The sequence below is a fragment of the Salinactinospora qingdaonensis genome (assembly GCF_039539445.1).
GTDB classification, from domain to species: domain Bacteria; phylum Actinomycetota; class Actinomycetes; order Streptosporangiales; family Streptosporangiaceae; genus Salinactinospora; species Salinactinospora qingdaonensis.
The window spans coordinates 61430-76299 of the sequence record NZ_BAABDD010000022.1; the positions used below are offsets into that span (position 1 = coordinate 61430).

General features: G+C 68.6%; 14 protein-coding genes and 1 pseudogene. All 15 read left to right on the forward strand.

The window, feature by feature from the left end; genetic code table 11:
* The first annotated feature begins 3 nt into the window (after positions 1 to 3).
* The gene (gene folE / locus ABD848_RS18955) at positions 4 to 630 is read left to right on the forward strand and encodes a GTP cyclohydrolase I FolE (RefSeq protein WP_344974208.1); all 627 of its coding nucleotides are present in this window, start codon (positions 4 to 6) and stop codon (positions 628 to 630) included.
* Between the two features lie 64 nt (positions 631 to 694).
* On the forward strand, positions 695 to 1603 hold the full coding sequence (gene folP / locus ABD848_RS18960; RefSeq protein WP_344974210.1) for a dihydropteroate synthase: 909 nt from the start codon (positions 695 to 697) through the stop codon (positions 1601 to 1603).
* 17 nt (positions 1604 to 1620) lie between these two features.
* Positions 1621 to 2031 carry a nuclear transport factor 2 family protein gene (locus ABD848_RS18965; protein ID WP_425567611.1) on the forward strand — a complete coding sequence of 137 codons (411 nt, stop codon included), beginning with the start codon at positions 1621 to 1623 and terminating at the stop codon, positions 2029 to 2031.
* A gap of 3 nt (positions 2032 to 2034) precedes the next feature.
* Positions 2035 to 2424 carry a dihydroneopterin aldolase gene (folB, locus tag ABD848_RS18970; RefSeq protein ID WP_344974215.1) on the forward strand — a complete coding sequence of 130 codons (390 nt, stop codon included), beginning with the start codon at positions 2035 to 2037 and terminating at the stop codon, positions 2422 to 2424.
* Positions 2421 to 2942, forward strand: coding sequence for a 2-amino-4-hydroxy-6-hydroxymethyldihydropteridine diphosphokinase (gene folK, locus ABD848_RS18975; protein WP_344974218.1), 522 nt, complete (start codon positions 2421 to 2423; stop codon positions 2940 to 2942). The genes folB and folK overlap by 4 nt, the downstream gene beginning before the upstream one ends.
* Before the next feature lie 5 nt (positions 2943 to 2947).
* Positions 2948 to 3469, forward strand: coding sequence for a DUF3180 domain-containing protein (locus ABD848_RS18980; RefSeq protein WP_344974221.1), 522 nt, complete (start codon positions 2948 to 2950; stop codon positions 3467 to 3469).
* A gap of 224 nt (positions 3470 to 3693) precedes the next feature.
* Complete coding sequence (locus ABD848_RS18985; protein WP_425567612.1) at positions 3694 to 4272, forward strand: PH domain-containing protein; 579 nt, start codon at positions 3694 to 3696, stop codon at positions 4270 to 4272.
* Positions 4273 to 4395: 123 nt separating this feature from the next.
* A complete protein-coding gene (locus ABD848_RS18990) occupies positions 4396 to 6636 on the forward strand; it encodes a PH domain-containing protein (RefSeq protein WP_344974228.1) in 2241 nt (746 codons plus the stop codon).
* Between the two features lie 1273 nt (positions 6637 to 7909).
* Positions 7910 to 8170, forward strand: a complete 261-nt coding sequence (locus tag ABD848_RS18995) for a chaplin family protein (protein WP_344974231.1) — start codon at positions 7910 to 7912, stop codon at positions 8168 to 8170.
* Positions 8171 to 8638: 468 nt separating this feature from the next.
* Complete coding sequence (locus ABD848_RS19000; protein WP_344974234.1) at positions 8639 to 8860, forward strand: hypothetical protein; 222 nt, start codon at positions 8639 to 8641, stop codon at positions 8858 to 8860.
* A gap of 472 nt (positions 8861 to 9332) precedes the next feature.
* Positions 9333 to 10226, forward strand: a complete 894-nt coding sequence (locus ABD848_RS19005) for a Rossmann-like and DUF2520 domain-containing protein (RefSeq protein ID WP_344974237.1) — start codon at positions 9333 to 9335, stop codon at positions 10224 to 10226.
* A gap of 30 nt (positions 10227 to 10256) precedes the next feature.
* The gene (panC, locus tag ABD848_RS19010) at positions 10257 to 11171 is read left to right on the forward strand and encodes a pantoate--beta-alanine ligase (protein WP_344974240.1); all 915 of its coding nucleotides are present in this window, start codon (positions 10257 to 10259) and stop codon (positions 11169 to 11171) included.
* Between the two features lie 34 nt (positions 11172 to 11205).
* Positions 11206 to 13809: an L-aspartate oxidase gene (locus tag ABD848_RS19015; protein WP_344974244.1), complete on the forward strand. Its 2604-nt coding sequence runs from the start codon at positions 11206 to 11208 to the stop codon at positions 13807 to 13809.
* Between the two features lie 27 nt (positions 13810 to 13836).
* A complete protein-coding gene (locus ABD848_RS19020) occupies positions 13837 to 14619 on the forward strand; it encodes a type III pantothenate kinase (protein WP_344974247.1) in 783 nt (260 codons plus the stop codon).
* 90 nt (positions 14620 to 14709) lie between these two features.
* Positions 14710 to 14870 (forward strand): annotated as a pseudogene (locus tag ABD848_RS19025) (lysine--tRNA ligase); the annotation flags it as partial.

The window sequence follows — 14870 nt, forward strand, 5'->3', positions numbered from 1 at the left end:
AGCGTGACGAGCTATGACGACAGCACTGACGACTACCCCGGTGTCGAACCGGTCCCCGGGGCCGTCGACCAGCCGCGCATTGAGAAAGCGGTCAAGGAGATCCTCCTCGCCATCGGGGAAGATCCCGACCGCGACGGGCTGCGCGACACCCCGTCCCGGGTGGCGCGCGCCTACGCTGAGCAGTTCGCGGGGCTGGCCCAGCGCCCCGAGGATGTCCTCACCACTGTCTTCGAGGCCGGCCACGAGGAGATGGTCCTGGTCAAGGACATCGAGTTGTACTCCACGTGCGAGCACCACCTCGTTCCGTTCTACGGCTCGGCGCACGTGGGCTACATCCCCAACGGCAAGGGCCAGCTCACCGGCCTGTCGAAGCTGGCGCGCCTCGTCGACGTCTATGCCCGCCGCCCCCAGGTGCAAGAGCGCCTGACGAGCCAAGTCGCCGACGCGCTTATGAGCTCCCTGCAACCGCGCGGGGTCATCGTCGTCATCGAGGCCGAACACTTGTGCATGACGATGCGTGGCGTGCGCAAGCCCGGCGCCAAGACGGTCACTTCAGCCGTGCGCGGGGATTTCCGCAACCGTGACCGTACACGTTCCGAAGCCATGAGCCTCATTCTTGGCGGCAGATGAGCTCGCCACAACGCGCGACAACCACAGCGTGCTGCCCCGCCGGCTGTCTCATAGGGTGATTCGTATGAGTCCTCGTCCCACTGCCCCGCCTGGCCTCCCGGCTCCGGGACGCTGTCTCGTCATGGGAGTCGTCAACGTCACCCCCGACTCCTTTTCCGACGGCGGCGCCTGGTTCGACAGCAAACGAGCCATCGAGCAGGGGGTTCGCCTGGCGGAGGAGGGCGCCGACATCGTCGACGTCGGCGGCGAGTCCACCCGCCCCGGCGCGCAGCGGGTCTCTGCGGACGAGGAACTGCGCCGTGTCGGCCCGGTGGTGCGGGAACTTGCCCGCCAAGGGGTGGTCGTCAGTGTCGACACCATGCGCGCCGAGGTCGCCGCCTTCGCCGTCGAGGCCGGCGCGCGCATGGTCAACGACGTCAGCGGGGGGCTCACCGACTCAGCTATGGCGCGACTGGTCGCGAAAAGCGGCGTCGCCTACGTCCTCATGCATTGGCGCGGCCACAGCCACGACATGTACCGCCGCGCCGTCTACGCCGACGTCACCGCCGAGGTCCGTGACGAGCTGCGCCAGCGGATGGCCAGCATGATCGACGAGGGGGTGGCCCCCGAGCAGATTGTGCTCGACCCGGGGCTGGGGTTCGCCAAAAGCCCTGAGCGTGGCCACAACTGGGAGTTACTCGCCCATCTCGACGAGTTCCTCGGGTTAGGCCGGCCGCTGCTGGTCGCCGCCTCCCGCAAGCGTTTCATCGGCCGCTTGCTCACCGATCCCTACGGCGAGCAGCGTCCCTTCACCGACTGCGACGACGCCACAGTCGCGATCAGTGCCCTGGCCGCCGAACGCGGCGCCTGGTGTGTGCGCGTCCACGATGTCCGTCCCAACGCTGACGCCGTGCGCGTCGCGCTGGCCTGGGGCAGCGGAGGCGCGGCTCTCACCGACGGCCGAGCCGATCCCATTGGTCGAGGCGCCTCGTGAGGTCGTACCACGAGATCATGGAGCGGGTGGCCGAGGCCAACGCCGAGTTCTACCAAGCCATCGAGAACGGTGACATCGACCTGATGCAGCGCGTGTGGGCCCGGGAGGACCAGGCTCCCGACCTCGTGTGCGTCAACCCGGGGTGGCCGCTGCTGCGTGGGCGAGCCGAGATCATGCGGGCCTGGTCGCTGGTTATGGCCAATGTTCCCTACATCCAGTACGTCCTCACCGAGACCCATATCGGAGTCGGTACAGAGGTCGCCATGGTCACCTGCGAGGAGAATGTGCTCACCGCCGACGAGGACACCCCCGGCTTCATCGCCAACGGTCAGGTTGTCACCACGAACCTGTTCATCAGCACCGAGCAGGGCTGGCGCCTGTGGTCGCACCATGCCTCACCCGTGCTGCTCGACGAGGAGGAGCGTTGAGGCGTGCTGTTTGGCCGACGCCACCGAAAGCCCTATGACCGGATCGCGCTCCACGGTTTGCGTGGCTACGGGTTCCACGGGGTATTCGACCACGAGCGCCAAGAAGGCCAGGAATTCGTGGTCGACGTCGTTCTCAGCTTCGACACCCGCGCGGCGGCCCGCACCGATGACGTGCGCCGCACCGTGGACTACGGAATCCTCAGCGATCAGCTCATCGCTGTGATCGAGGGGGCCCGAGTGGACCTCATCGAGACCCTCGCAGACCGAATCGCTACGGTCTGCTTGGACGATCCTTTCGTGCGGGAGGTCGAGGTGACCGTACACAAGCCCCAAGCCCCGATCCCGCACCCCTTCGACGACGTGACCGTCACGATCCAACGGAGGCGCCCATGAAGGACTGGAGCGAGGCGCGAAGAGTGGTCCTGTCGCTTGGCAGTAACCTTGGCGAGCGGTTGGAGAACCTACAGGGCGGCGTCGATGCGCTGTTCGACGCATGGGGCCTGCGGTTGGTGGCGCTGTCACCCGTCTACGAGACCGAGCCCATCGGTGGCCCCAAACAGGACCCTTTCCTCAACGTCATCGTTGTGGCCGACACGGTCCTGACGCCGGAAACGCTCCTGGAGCGGGCACAAAACGTCGAGGACGCCTTCCACCGCGTCCGTGAGGTGCGGTGGGGGCCACGCGCCCTCGACGTCGACATCATTTCCCTCGGAACGGAAACCCGTTCCGACCCCGACCTGACGCTCCCGCACCCCCGCGCCCACGAGCGCGCGTTCGTGCTGCGCCCCTGGGCCGACATCGACCCCACAGCCGAGATCGTCGGCCACGGTGCCGTTCGTGACCTGCTGCGTTCCGTGGCCGCCCAGGAGTTGCAGCGTCGCGACGATCTCACTCTCCAGGTGCCGCAGTAGCTACGATGACTCACAACACTCCGAGCCCCGGTGACGAGCCCCCTTCAGGGCGGCTGCGCCCCACGAGCTGGCGGCTGCTGCTGGCGATCGTGATCGTCAGCGGCGCCCTCGCCTACGCGCTCATCGAGTCCCTCTACACCCAACTGCCGATCCTGCCCTGGACCGCCATCCCCACGATCGTCCTGCTCGCTTTGGCGGAGGGCATCACGGCCTACCACACCCGCCGCCGTATCCGGCGGGTACCGGGAACCGAGCCCATCGAACCGCTCAACGCCGCGCGGCTCCTGGCGTTGGCCAAGGCGAGCGCGCTGTTCGCGGCGATGGTCATCGGTGTTTTCGCAGGGATGGCCCTGTCGCTGGTAGGTATGCTCACCATCCCCGCTCCCCGCGCTGACGCGCTCACCGCCACGGGCATGCTCCTCGCCGGCGGGCTACTCTTGGCGGCGGCGCTGTTCTTGGAGCACGCCTGCCGGGTGCCCCCCGACGAGCAGGAGCAGTCGCGATCGGCCGATCCACAGCAGAGGTGAGGGCACCTGCCTCCCCCACGCTGTCGTCACCGTCCGCGACCGTGGCGGGTCCTGAGCGGGCGCTGTCCGCGCCGGTGGCGCCATGGCCTGAGAACCGCCGGCCGTGGGCGCTGTCAGTGCCCCATATCGGGGACTGTGGTATGTGCTGCCCTGTGATGGGAGCGGCACGTGATCTTTTCGTGTCGTAGTGATACGTCTTATCGGCTTAGGGATGATTGACTGGAATCGTGGATTTCGCCGCGCATGACGAACCGGTCGGGGATGCCGAGCCGGCGAACGCGCCCGATCCGGCCGACAGTGAGGCGTCGGCGGTGGAGGTCGCATTCGCTGCCCCCGCCGGGGCCACGTGGTGCCGTGTCGACTCGGTGCTGGCGTGGTACCGCAGAATCCTCCTGGCTGCCACCGTGCTGCCGTTGGGGATCGTGGGAGCCGGCGCGGCGCTGCTGTGGTCGGGGCCGGTTTCGGCCGTCCTGTGGGCTCTGGCGGCCGTCATCCTGCTCGCCGCCGGATGGTACGCGGCTCGCCGTGTGCAGCGTTCGTGGGGCTATGCCGAGGGCAGGGCCGACTTCTACATCACCTCGGGTGTGGTGGTGCGCCAGTTGGTCGTCATCCCCTATGGGCGGATGCAGCTCGTCGACGTCACCTCCAATGTCCTGGAGCAACTGTTGGGAATCGCGACCGTGCGCGTGCGCACCGCGGCCACGATCGCTGACGCCAGGATCTCCGGGTTGCGTTTCGACGACGCCATCGCGCTACGCGACCGGCTGGCCGCGCGCAGTGAAACCTTTTCGACCGGGTTGTGAGGCGGGAATGCCGCCGATGACGCGCATGGGGGGCCGATGACGACTGGGGGATCGCCCGGAGCCGACCGGGACCGCGCGTGCAGCGCCGAGGGCGCCGCGCCACAGCGGCGAAGAAGGCGCCAGATGGCCTACTGGTTCGGCGCACCTGTTGCCGGAACACCACCCAAGACCACCGATCCGGCAGTCGACCCCGTCGACTCTTCGCATCGCCGGAACCCAAGCGAGCCCCCCGCCGACTCCTGCGCTGTCGGCTCCGGGGGAAACAGTGGCCTGTTTCGGCCACTGCGCGAGGTCACCGCTCCTACCGATCCCCACCACGGCGTCGCGCCCATGGTCCGCGACCCGATGCTGGAGTGGTCCTTCGCCGACCTGCGCCGCGCGGCCGAGAGAGCACCGGTCGCAGCCGAGGGCCGGCATCCCGACACCCCGCACCGCGGAACCGGGGTACGGCCACAGCGGAGAGCTCGCCCCCCGCAACCGATGGCCTCGCACCGCCGTCCTGACGGGGACGCAGCGCATTCCGATCCCGAGCCCGCCCACAGCCAGTCCCCGGCTTCCTCGCACCGCGAGGAACGCTCCCACGAGCACGGTGGGCAGGACGACGCGCCCGGGGAAGGCGCCGAGGGGGGCCGGCACGCGCGCGAGCGCGGTCCGGGCTCACCGTTGTGGCGCGAGGCCGAGCCGGCGGCACCACAGCGGCAGCCCGACGGTGACGAGCCGCTCGGGGACGAAGCGCCCCACCGGCGCCGGCGCGCGTTCCCGGACTTCGCGCCCCCGCCCGGCCACCAGGGGGGCCTCGGAGAGGGCGACTCGCGCTTTGAACGGGACCCGTGGTGGCGCCACCCCTCCGGTGCCACTGATCCGTCGCGCAACGCGGGGGCTGCTCCTCGCGGCGAAGCCTCAGCCGCTCCCGCCGGTGGCCCGCCCGATAGCCGCGACGCGCTTCGGTTCCTGCCGCCCGAAACACCTCAGCCGCCCCCGCGCCAGCCCGCCGGGCAGCGTCCCCACACCGGAGGAGCCAGTCTGCCGCCGCCGGTGCCGCCGCGGCCCTCCGTCGACGTCACCCAGGGCCAACACCGACTGCACGGGGCCACGATGGCGTTTCGTGCCGTCATCGTCGCACTGGTCTTCCTTGCCATGCCCGGACTGGCCCTCGTCCCGCTGGGGCTGGGGTGGGTGATTCTGCTGACCCTGATGGTGGGGGTCGGCGCCGCCGCTTTCGGAGTCGTCTGGTGGTGGCACTTCACCTTCCAGTTGCACGGCGACCACCTCATCCTCCATTCGGGGGTGATGAGGCAGACGTCCCGGGAGATCCCGTTGAGCCGGCTCCAAGCGGTCGACGTCGTCCGGCCGCTGCTGGCCCAGATGATGGGGCTCGCCGAAGTGCGCCTGGAGTTGGCCGGGGGGGACCGGGGCGAGATCCGACTTCGGCTCCTCAGCCGTGCGGTCGCCGAGCAGTTGCGCGCCAGCGTCCTCGCCCACGCGGCCGGCTTGTCGGGCGTGACGCCCGAAGCCCCCGAGCAGCGGTTCTACCGGTTGCCGTTTGGCCTGCTGCTGGGGGCGTTGGCGTTTCGGATTCCGGTCCAGCTCGCTTTGCTGGCGTTCCTGCTGTTGGTCGCCGCCGGCACCGCGTTCATGGAGTTCGGGGTCCTCGGCGGCGCCGTGCCCCTGCTCTTGGGGTTGCTGCGGGGCTTCCTCGGTCCACTGCTGCGTTACACCGGTTTTTTCGCCTCGCTGTCGCCTGACGGGCTGCGGCTGCGTTATGGCGCATTCCAGGCGCGTATGCAGACGGTTCCGCCGGGGCGGGTACAGGCTGTGCGGATTGTGCAGCCGTTGCTGTGGCGGCTGCTCGGGGTGGTCCGGGTCGAGGCCAACGTCGCGGGCTATGTGGGGGAGCGCCAGATGGACTCCTCGACGCTGCTGCCCGTGGTGCCGCGCCACCTGGCCTTCGCGCTGGTGCGCGAGTTGTTCCCCGGGACTGACGCGGAGAACGTGCCGCGGCGCGGCCACCAGCGAGCCGGCCTGCCATGGCGACACGAGGCCCTAGGGATGGACGATCATCTCGTGGTGACCGAGCACGGTCTGGTCTGCCGGGTGATCTCGATCGTCCCCTACGCCCGCGTGCAGGCCGTACGCATGACCGCAGGCCCATGGGCGCGGCGCAGCGGCAGTGCCACGGTCGAGGCCGCCACACCGCCGGGTCCGGTGCGGGCTAGGGCCGTATGGCGCGGGCTCGTCGACGCCCGGCACGTTCTCGACACGATCGTGCGGCGCGGCCATCGAGCCCGTTCGACCACGGCGGGCCCGGAGCGCTGGGCGACCCGAAGCGACACGAGCGGCGACGGCACCGCCGGCCGCCCCTGAGACACCGCCGGCGGAGGGTTGGTGCCCACGCCAGGGGGCCAGTGTGGATCAGGCGGCCCGCTGTGCGCCCATAAGCGCCGGTTGCTGACGTGTCGGGGGCCTGCGGGGTGTTTCTAGGGGATCACGTCGGGTGTGGGGGCGGGAGGCGTTCAGACCTCGATCGCTGTGCGATCTCGGCAGCCTCAAAGGGGTGCGGTGGCTGAGGCGATCTCAAACGACGCAGGCGACCCACCGGGGTGAAGGAGAAGCTCGCTATAGCGCGGGACGCCGCTGTGCGTCGGAATGTCGCTATCACGCGGGGTGTCGCTACAGCGCGGAACACAGCGAGGCGCGGTGCCCTCCCCGGGGAGAGCGTTGGGATGCGACACCCGCCCCAGGCCCCCACCCGTTGCGGCATCCGCTCCGGGCACAGCCCACCCGTTGCGGCATCCGCTCCGGGCACAGCCCACCCGTTGCGACATCCGCTCCGGGCACAGCCCACCCGTTGCGACCTGGTGCGGCGCCGTCGGTATCGACGTCGCTCCCGCTCCACCCCACACACAGCCCCCGGCTACCGAGATCGCGCAGTGATCAAGGTACGAGAGAGAGGGGAAGCACCACGAGCCCCCTCAGCCCCGCCCCACACCGTTCCACAGACCCTACGTGCATGCCGGCGCCGTCGCGCTTCCCTGCGCGTGCGCGGGGAGGGCGCGGTGGCCGCTCACTTCCGTCCCGTCGACGGTTGCAAGTGGTGCAGGCCCCGAAGGGGAACGGGGCACTGGTCCTTGGTCTGATCGTCGCCACCGCCGGTCTCGCACGCCGGAGGTACGGGAACGGCTCTGCCGCCGCTTTGCCGAGGCAGGGCAGCCGGACTCTCGCCCCTTCTCGGCTGCCTTGGAGCTGTGGGCGCGGCTCCTCGTGGCCCCAGGGGCCGGCACAGCTCCCGTTGCTCTCCTGAGCCCCCTCCTCGCCCCCTGTGCAGCGAGAGGCCGGTGAGCAACAAGGGACGACTGCGCTTCGACACGGGAGCGGAAACATCACTATCAATGTGATATCAGCCACATGAAGTACATCGACAGTCGAGGATTTGCGGTCGCAAATCACGACATGGGTAGCAACTCAGGGCGTCTGTCCGCTCTCTCTGCGTTGCTGACTTTTCCAATCACTTGGCGAAACCTGGTGTCGATATGGCTAGATAGTGGGTGCGGGCACAGCCAGTGCCCGAGCAAGTACTGATTGTCAATAAGGGGTCGGCTGTTAACTGTCATCCGGCCCTGATGAGGGGATTTTCGTAGTGCTGAAGAAGACCTTTGCCACGGGTGCCATCGTCGCTGCCGCCGCTTCCGGTGTCCTGATGACCGGGGCCCCGGCCTTCGCCGCGGGTGACACCCTCACCTCGGGCAACGGCTCCATCCTGGGCGGCAACCAGATCGGCGCCGACGCGAACATCCCGGTCAACGCCTGCGGCAACGCCGTCTCCGTCATCGGCGTCGCCGGCGCGTTCTGCCACGACACCGCCGCCCTCACCGTCGAGAAGAACCACGGGCACTACTAAAGCTCGGCCCTCGCCGTACGGAGCCCGTTTCCTGGGTGTCTCTTGGGTGATCGCTAACCGGCGCCGGTCCGTAAGGGCCGGCGCCGGCTTTTGCGTGGCCGCCGCTGCCGGAGCGCAGCGGCGGCCCGGCGAGGCGGAGTACGCTCACGCGGCCCTCACCTGCTGCTCTGGCATGGCCTCCTCGTTGTGCCAAGATGAAAATCCCTTAATCGGATAGCTCAGAACGCTACGTGCATGTGTGATGCATGTCACTTGAGCGGCTGGCTTGCGCGGGAAACGGCTCGTTAAATCATGACTTTCTAAACAACTGAAAGTGTATAACTAACTACGCTTAGTTGTATGTCGAGGTAGTGTCCCTATACAGCCCGACAGTTTTGTGGCTGCATCAAAGGTGAGCGCGGTGCGTGCTCAGGAAGGTGCAAACCGAGACCGGTCGGCTTGTCGGCCGATTGGCAAAGGAGAGTTGCAGTGCTGAAGAAGACCCTGGCCGCTGGTGTCCTCGCTGGTATCGGTGTCCTCCTTGCCTCCTCCCCCGTCAACGCCTCCAGCGACATCGACTACATCGAAGCCGACATCAAGAACAAGGTCGAATCCTCGATCGGCCAGTACGGCTGCGGCAACGCCGCCGCTGTGCAGGGCACCGCCGAGGGTGGTTGCCAAATCAACAACTACGGTCTGATCGGTTCCTAGCGGTGCAGGCCCCCGACTTCAGTCCTGGGGGCAGCCGCTTCCGAGGTTTTGTTTTCGAACCTGCGTTCGCTAAAGCTAGCGTGTCGCGATAACCAAGCGGCATTACGCGGCAGGGCACGCCGTATCAGCCTGTGCAGACCTCGCCGTGGGGTGGTCTGTGAAGCGGGAACCCGCGAAAAAGTACCGCACCGACCGGCCCTCTCGCTGGTCGGAATCCCCGGCTTTAGCCGTGGGGAGGAAGTCAACAGTAGCCATCACGCGGTGACAACCGGGAGAGAGCTCCCGGGCATACCGAAAATTCGGCGCCGGTCCCATCATCAGGGACTGGCGCCTTTGTATGTGTAGTATGCCCGGGCGTTCAGCCTCGCCGGTGCCGACGGCAGGCACGCCGATGCCGCCCTAAGGTCGGGAGGGGCGGGAAGTAGGCTGTGCGCAGGACGTCCGGTACCGGAGAGGACTGGAACGAGGAACCATGGATCTGGCGGAAGCGACACGGCAGCGTCCCGCTCGGCTGGCGATCGGTGTCATCGGGCCGGGCCGGGTCGGCTCGGTGCTCGGAGCGGCGCTGGAGCGTGCGGGGCACTCCGTGGTCGCGGTCGCCGCGGTCTCCGACGCTTCCCGCGCTCGCGCCACCGAACGGCTGCCCGGCGCCCGCGTGGCCACTCCGGCGGAGGTCGTCGCTGCCGCCGACCTGGTCTTGGCCACGGTCCCCGACGACGCTCTGGCTCCCCTCATGCGTGGCCTCGTCGATACCGGCGCCGCCGTCAGCGGCAAACTCATCGCCCACACCAGCGGCCGGCACGGCTATGGGGTTCTCGCGCCCGCGACGACCGCTGGCGCCCTCCCTCTCGCTCTCCACCCGGTCATGACGTTCACCGGCAGGGCCGAGGACGCGACGCGCCTGGCCAACTGCACGTTCGGCGTCACCGCCCCCGAATCGCTGCGCCCGATCGCTGAGGCCCTGGTAGTGGAGATGGGAGCCGAGCCGATCTGGATCGCTGAAGAGCACCGCTCGCTCTACCACGCCGCCTTGGCCGGAGGAGCCAACCACCTGGTCACCCTGGTCTCGGAAAGCGCGTCGCTGCTGGCCAGCGCGGGAGTCGAGCAGCCCGAGCGGATGCTCGGCCCGCTGCTCAGCGCCGCACTCGACAACGCGCTGCGCCTGGGCATCAACGGCCTCAGCGGCCCCGTGCTGCGCGGCGATGCCGAAACCGTGGCCGAGCACATCGCTGAGTTGCGCACGCACGCGCCTGAGAGCGCCGCCGGCTACACGGCGCTAGCCCGCCTGACAGCGGTGCGGGCGCTGGCCGCGGGACTGCTGAAGCCTCATGACGCCGAACGTCTGTTAGACGTGCTCCAGGCGTGATCCCTGCCCCCGATCCGCTGAAAGACCGGCATGACCGAACCATCATCCTCCGCACCGTCGCGTTCAGCGGCCCCGACCGTGGTCCGCACCCCCGAGGAGCTGGCCGCGATGCGCCCCTCCTTGGGCGAAGTCGTCCTCGTGCCCACCATGGGGGCCCTGCACTCTGGCCACCGTCGGCTGATCTCCCTCGCACGGGAAAAGCGCGACAGGGCCGCCCCCACGGCGGCACACGGTTCGGCCACAGTCGTGGTGAGTATCTTCGTCAACCCGCTCCAGTTCAGCCCCGGCGAGGACTACGACCGCTACCCGCGTGACTTTGCGGCCGATCTGGAGGTCTGCGCAGAGGAAGGGGTCGATGTCGTCTACGCGCCCAGCGTTGAGGCCGTGTACCCCGGCGAGCAGATCGTGCGGGTCGACTCCGGGGCGATGGGGCGCGTCCTCGAAGGCGAGTTCCGGCCCGGGTTCTTCGAGGGCGTTCTCACCGTGGTCGCCAAGCTGTTCCACATGGTGCAGCCGGACATGGCGGTCTTCGGGCAAAAGGACGCCCAACAGCTCGCCGTCATCCGGCGCATGGTGCGCGACCTGAACATGCCCATCACCATCCTCGCGGCACCGACCGTGCGCGAAGAGGACGGATTGGCCACCTCCAGCCGTAATGTTTATCTCAGCCCCCAGGAGCGCCATAACGCGCTCGCGCTCTCGCGTGCCTTGCTCGCCGGTGCCGACGCTTCCGTGACCGGCCCCATCGGTATCCGCAGCGCGGCGCGCGCCGTCCTCGACGAGGCAGCCGAGGCCAGCCCGCCGGTCGTTGTCGACTACCTCGCCTTGGTCGACCCCGAGACCTTCACCGAGGTCTCCAGCGACTACCGAGGTGAGGCCGTTCTCGCGGTAGCCGCCTGGGTAGGGGACACCCGCCTCATTGATAACGTTCCGCTCACCTTGTAATTCGCCTTAAATATCCGTAAAAGGAGCTATAACGGTGAGTGCAACCAGTGGGACCAATGCGGCTTTTGCCGATTTACCGTCGCGACTGACCTCCCCGGAACCGGGCTGGACGGTCGAGGCCGACGTGGTCATCGTGGGGTCGGGGATCGCCGGGCTCAGTACTGCGCTGCGCTACCTCCAGTGCACTGCGGAGGGGCGGGTCGTGCTGGTCACCAAGGATGTGCTCTCCGCAGGTTCCACCCGCTGGGCCCAAGGCGGCATCGCCGCCGCCGTCGACCCCGCCGACGCACCGGTGGCCCACATGGTCGACACGGTGACCGCTGGACGCGAACTGTGCTCGACAGCGGCAGTGCGCACCCTCGTCACGGAAGGCCCGGAAGCGCTGCGCTGGCTCATCGACAGCGGGACCGCCTTCGATCGCACCGCCGCCGGCGAGTTGGCACTCACCCGCGAGGGCGGGCACCGCGCAAACCGGATCGCCCACGCCGGCGGCGACGCCACCGGTGCCGAGATCGGACGCGCCCTCATCGCCGCGGTGCGGGCCGAGCCGCGCATCGAGATCATCGAGCACGCATTCGTCCCCGATCTGCTGCTCGGACGCCGCGTCGTCTCCGACGGAGCCGGTGAGCGTGAGGTCCCGGTCGCGCGTGGCGTCACCGTGCACGTGATGGGCGAAGGAGAGCGCGACGGTGTCGGCGCTGTCCGTGCCGGTGCTGTCGTGCTCGCCACAGGAGGCATCGGCCAGGTCTTCGCCGCCACCACCAACCCCGAGGTTTCGACCGGAGACGGGGTCGCGTTGGGCCTGCGCGCCGGAGCAGAGGTCCAGGATCTGGAGTTCGTACAGTTCCATCCCACGGTGCTTTGGCTGGGCGCCGACGCCCGCGGCCAGCAGCCCCTCATCTCCGAGGCTGTGCGCGGCGAAGGGGCCTTCCTCGTCGACGCCGAGGGACGGCGTTTCATGCGCAACCACCACGAACTCGCCGACCTGGCCCCGCGCGACGTCGTGGCTCGCGGGATCGCCCAGGCCATGGCCGACAGCGGCACCGACCACGTATTCCTCGACGCCCGCCATTTCGGCGCGCAGACCTGGCAGCGCCGCTTCCCCACCATCCTGGCCTCCTGCCGCGCCCACGGCATCGACCCGGTGACCCAGTTGATCCCGGTCGCTCCCGCCGCCCACTACGCTTCCGGCGGGCTGCGCACCGACCTGAACGGAGCCACTGACGTCGAGGCGCTCTACGCTGTGGGTGAGGTCGCCTGCACCGGGGTGCATGGCGCCAACCGGCTGGCCTCGAACTCCCTGCTGGAAAGCGTCGTGTTCGCCCGCAGAGCCGCCGAGCACCTCGTCGCGGCGCGCCGAGGTGAACCGGTCGTAGTGGACGAGGAGCCGCAGCGGTCGAGGGGCCTGGTCCGGCCCGACAGCGTCGCCCGTATTCGGACCGTCATGTCCCAGCACGTGGGGGTGGTCCGCGATGAGGAGCGGCTTTCGGAGACGCTGGCCGAGCTGACCGCCTTGGCCCGCGCCCCGGAGAACGCCGAAGTTCGGCCGGGGATCGCCGCATGGGAGGCCACCAATCTGCTGACGGTGGCCACGGTGCTGACCACGGCCGCGCTGCGGCGCGTGCGCGAGCTGCCCGCCCAAGGCACCCCCGGCAGCTACGGTCGGGCCGAGAATCTCGGGGTGCGGCTCGACGGCTCGCAAACGCCGCGTCCGCGTCCTCGGCCGTGGCCCTATGAGGCACTGGCGACCGAACTTGAGGCGACCATGCGCGCTTCCGGCTGGTCACCGGGGGCCACTCACGCCGTCGAGCTCGTCAACGCCGCTCTGCGAGAGGATCTGAGCCCCGGTGAAGACGGTGTGGATGTCACCACAGTCGCCACGGTTCCCGCCACCCAGTTGCGCACGGCCGACGTGGTGGCCCGTGCCGACGGGGTGAGCTGCGGGCTTCCCTGGGCCGAGCTGGTTTTTTGGACGGTGACAGAGGGGATTATGGCGTTGGAGCGCCACGTCGCCGACGGCGACGAAGTCCGCCGCGGCGACGTTCTCATGACCGTCACGGCGCGCACCCGCGATCTGCTCACCGCCGAACGCACCGCGTTGAACCTGCTCACCCACCTCTCCGGTATCGCCACCGCGACCCGGCACTGGGTGCGCGCCGTCGCGGGGACCGGCGCTATGGTCCGCGACAGCCGCAAGACTCACGCCGGGTTGCGGGCACTGGAGAAGTACGCCGTGCGCTGCGGCGGTGGGGTCAATCACCGTTTCGGCTTGGCGGACGCCGCGCTCATCAAGGACAATCACGTGGTTGCGGCTGGTGGCGTGGCCGAGGCGGTCCAAGCGGTTCGTGAGGCGTTCCCCCACGTCCCCTTAGAAGTCGAGGTCGACCGGGTCGAGCAGATCGAGCCGGCGCTCAAAGCGGGTGCGGAGGAACTCCTGTTGGATAACTTCAGCGTCGAGGAGCTGTCCGAAGCCGTGCGGCTCGTCAATGGCCGCGCTCGGCTGGAGTCGAGCGGCGGGTTAACGCTTTCCGTCGCTTCGCAGGTGGCTGCTACCGGTGTGGATTATCTTGCCGTTGGCGCGCTGACTCACTCCAGCCCGGCCCTGGACATCGCCCTGGACTTACGGGGCGTTTCCTGACCCCCAACCACGATGGATGAGGCTTGGATGCTCCTCGCGATCGATGTCGGTAACTCTCATACGGTCTTTGGCCTCTTCGACGGCGAAGAGTTGTTGGAGCACTGGCGCGTCGCCACCGACGCCCACCGCACGGCCGACGAGTGGTCCGTCGTACTCCAAGGGCTCATCAGCGGTAGCGGGGTAGCCAACCCTGAAGACATCGACGGCATCTCGATGTGTTGCAGCGTGCCCTCGGTGCAGCACGAGATGCGGGTGATGTTTCGCCGTCACTACGGCGGGATCGCCGCGGTCATCGTGGAGCCCGGCGTCAAGACCGGGGTCCCGATCCGTATGGACAACCCCAAGGAGGTCGGCAGCGACCGCATCGTCAACGCGCTGGCCGCCGTGCAACTCTACGGCGGCCCGTGCGTCGTCGTGGACTTCGGCACCGCCACCACCTTCGACGCTGTCAGCGTCAAAGGCGAGTACGTTGGGGGCGCCATTGCGCCGGGGATCGACATTTCGGTCGAGGCGCTGTCTCGTCGGGGTGCTCAACTGCACATGGTCGAGATTGTCCGGCCGCGCGCGGTCATCGCAAAGAACACCGCCGAGGCGCTGCGCTCGGGCATCATCTACGGTTTCGCCGGTCAGGCCGACGGCATCGTCGACCGTATGGCTCAAGAGCTGACCAACGACGTCGACGATGTCACCGTCGTGGCGACCGGCGGGCTGGCCGGCACGGTCGTCGACGAGTGCGAGACGGTGGACGTGCACCAGCCATGGCTCACCCTCATCGGGCTGCGGATGGTATTTGAACGAAATACCGGTTGAGCCGCCCCGGCTGCTCGACCGGAGTGTGAGATGTGGCCGGTGAGCGCTTGACCGCCTGGGCACCCGGGTAGGGCCGATAGGATCGGGCTCGTGAGTGACGTGCTGGACGATTCCTACGACGAGCTGCCCGAGCAGGTGCGGGTCCGCCGCGAGAAGCTGGACCGCCTGCGTGAGGCGGGGATCGACCCCTACCCGGTTGTCTTTTCCCGCACCACGTCCGTGGCCGAGGTGCGCGATAAACACGGTGACCT

Bases quoted from the DNA above. Each gene is read 5' to 3' on its own strand.
- ABD848_RS18965 (WP_425567611.1), top strand. From the start codon at position 1,621: ATGGAGCGGGTGGCCGAGGCCAACGCCGAGTTCTACCAAGCCATCGAG.
- ABD848_RS18990 (WP_344974228.1), top strand. From the start codon at position 4,396: ATGGCCTACTGGTTCGGCGCACCTGTTGCCGGAACACCACCCAAGACC.
- ABD848_RS19005 (WP_344974237.1), top strand. From the start codon at position 9,333: ATGGATCTGGCGGAAGCGACACGGCAGCGTCCCGCTCGGCTGGCGATC.
- folK (WP_344974218.1), top strand. From the start codon at position 2,421: ATGAAGGACTGGAGCGAGGCGCGAAGAGTGGTCCTGTCGCTTGGCAGT.
- ABD848_RS18980 (WP_344974221.1), top strand. From the start codon at position 2,948: ATGACTCACAACACTCCGAGCCCCGGTGACGAGCCCCCTTCAGGGCGG.
- folP (WP_344974210.1), top strand. From the start codon at position 695: ATGAGTCCTCGTCCCACTGCCCCGCCTGGCCTCCCGGCTCCGGGACGC.
- ABD848_RS19020 (WP_344974247.1), top strand. From the start codon at position 13,837: ATGCTCCTCGCGATCGATGTCGGTAACTCTCATACGGTCTTTGGCCTC.
- panC (WP_344974240.1), top strand. From the start codon at position 10,257: ATGACCGAACCATCATCCTCCGCACCGTCGCGTTCAGCGGCCCCGACC.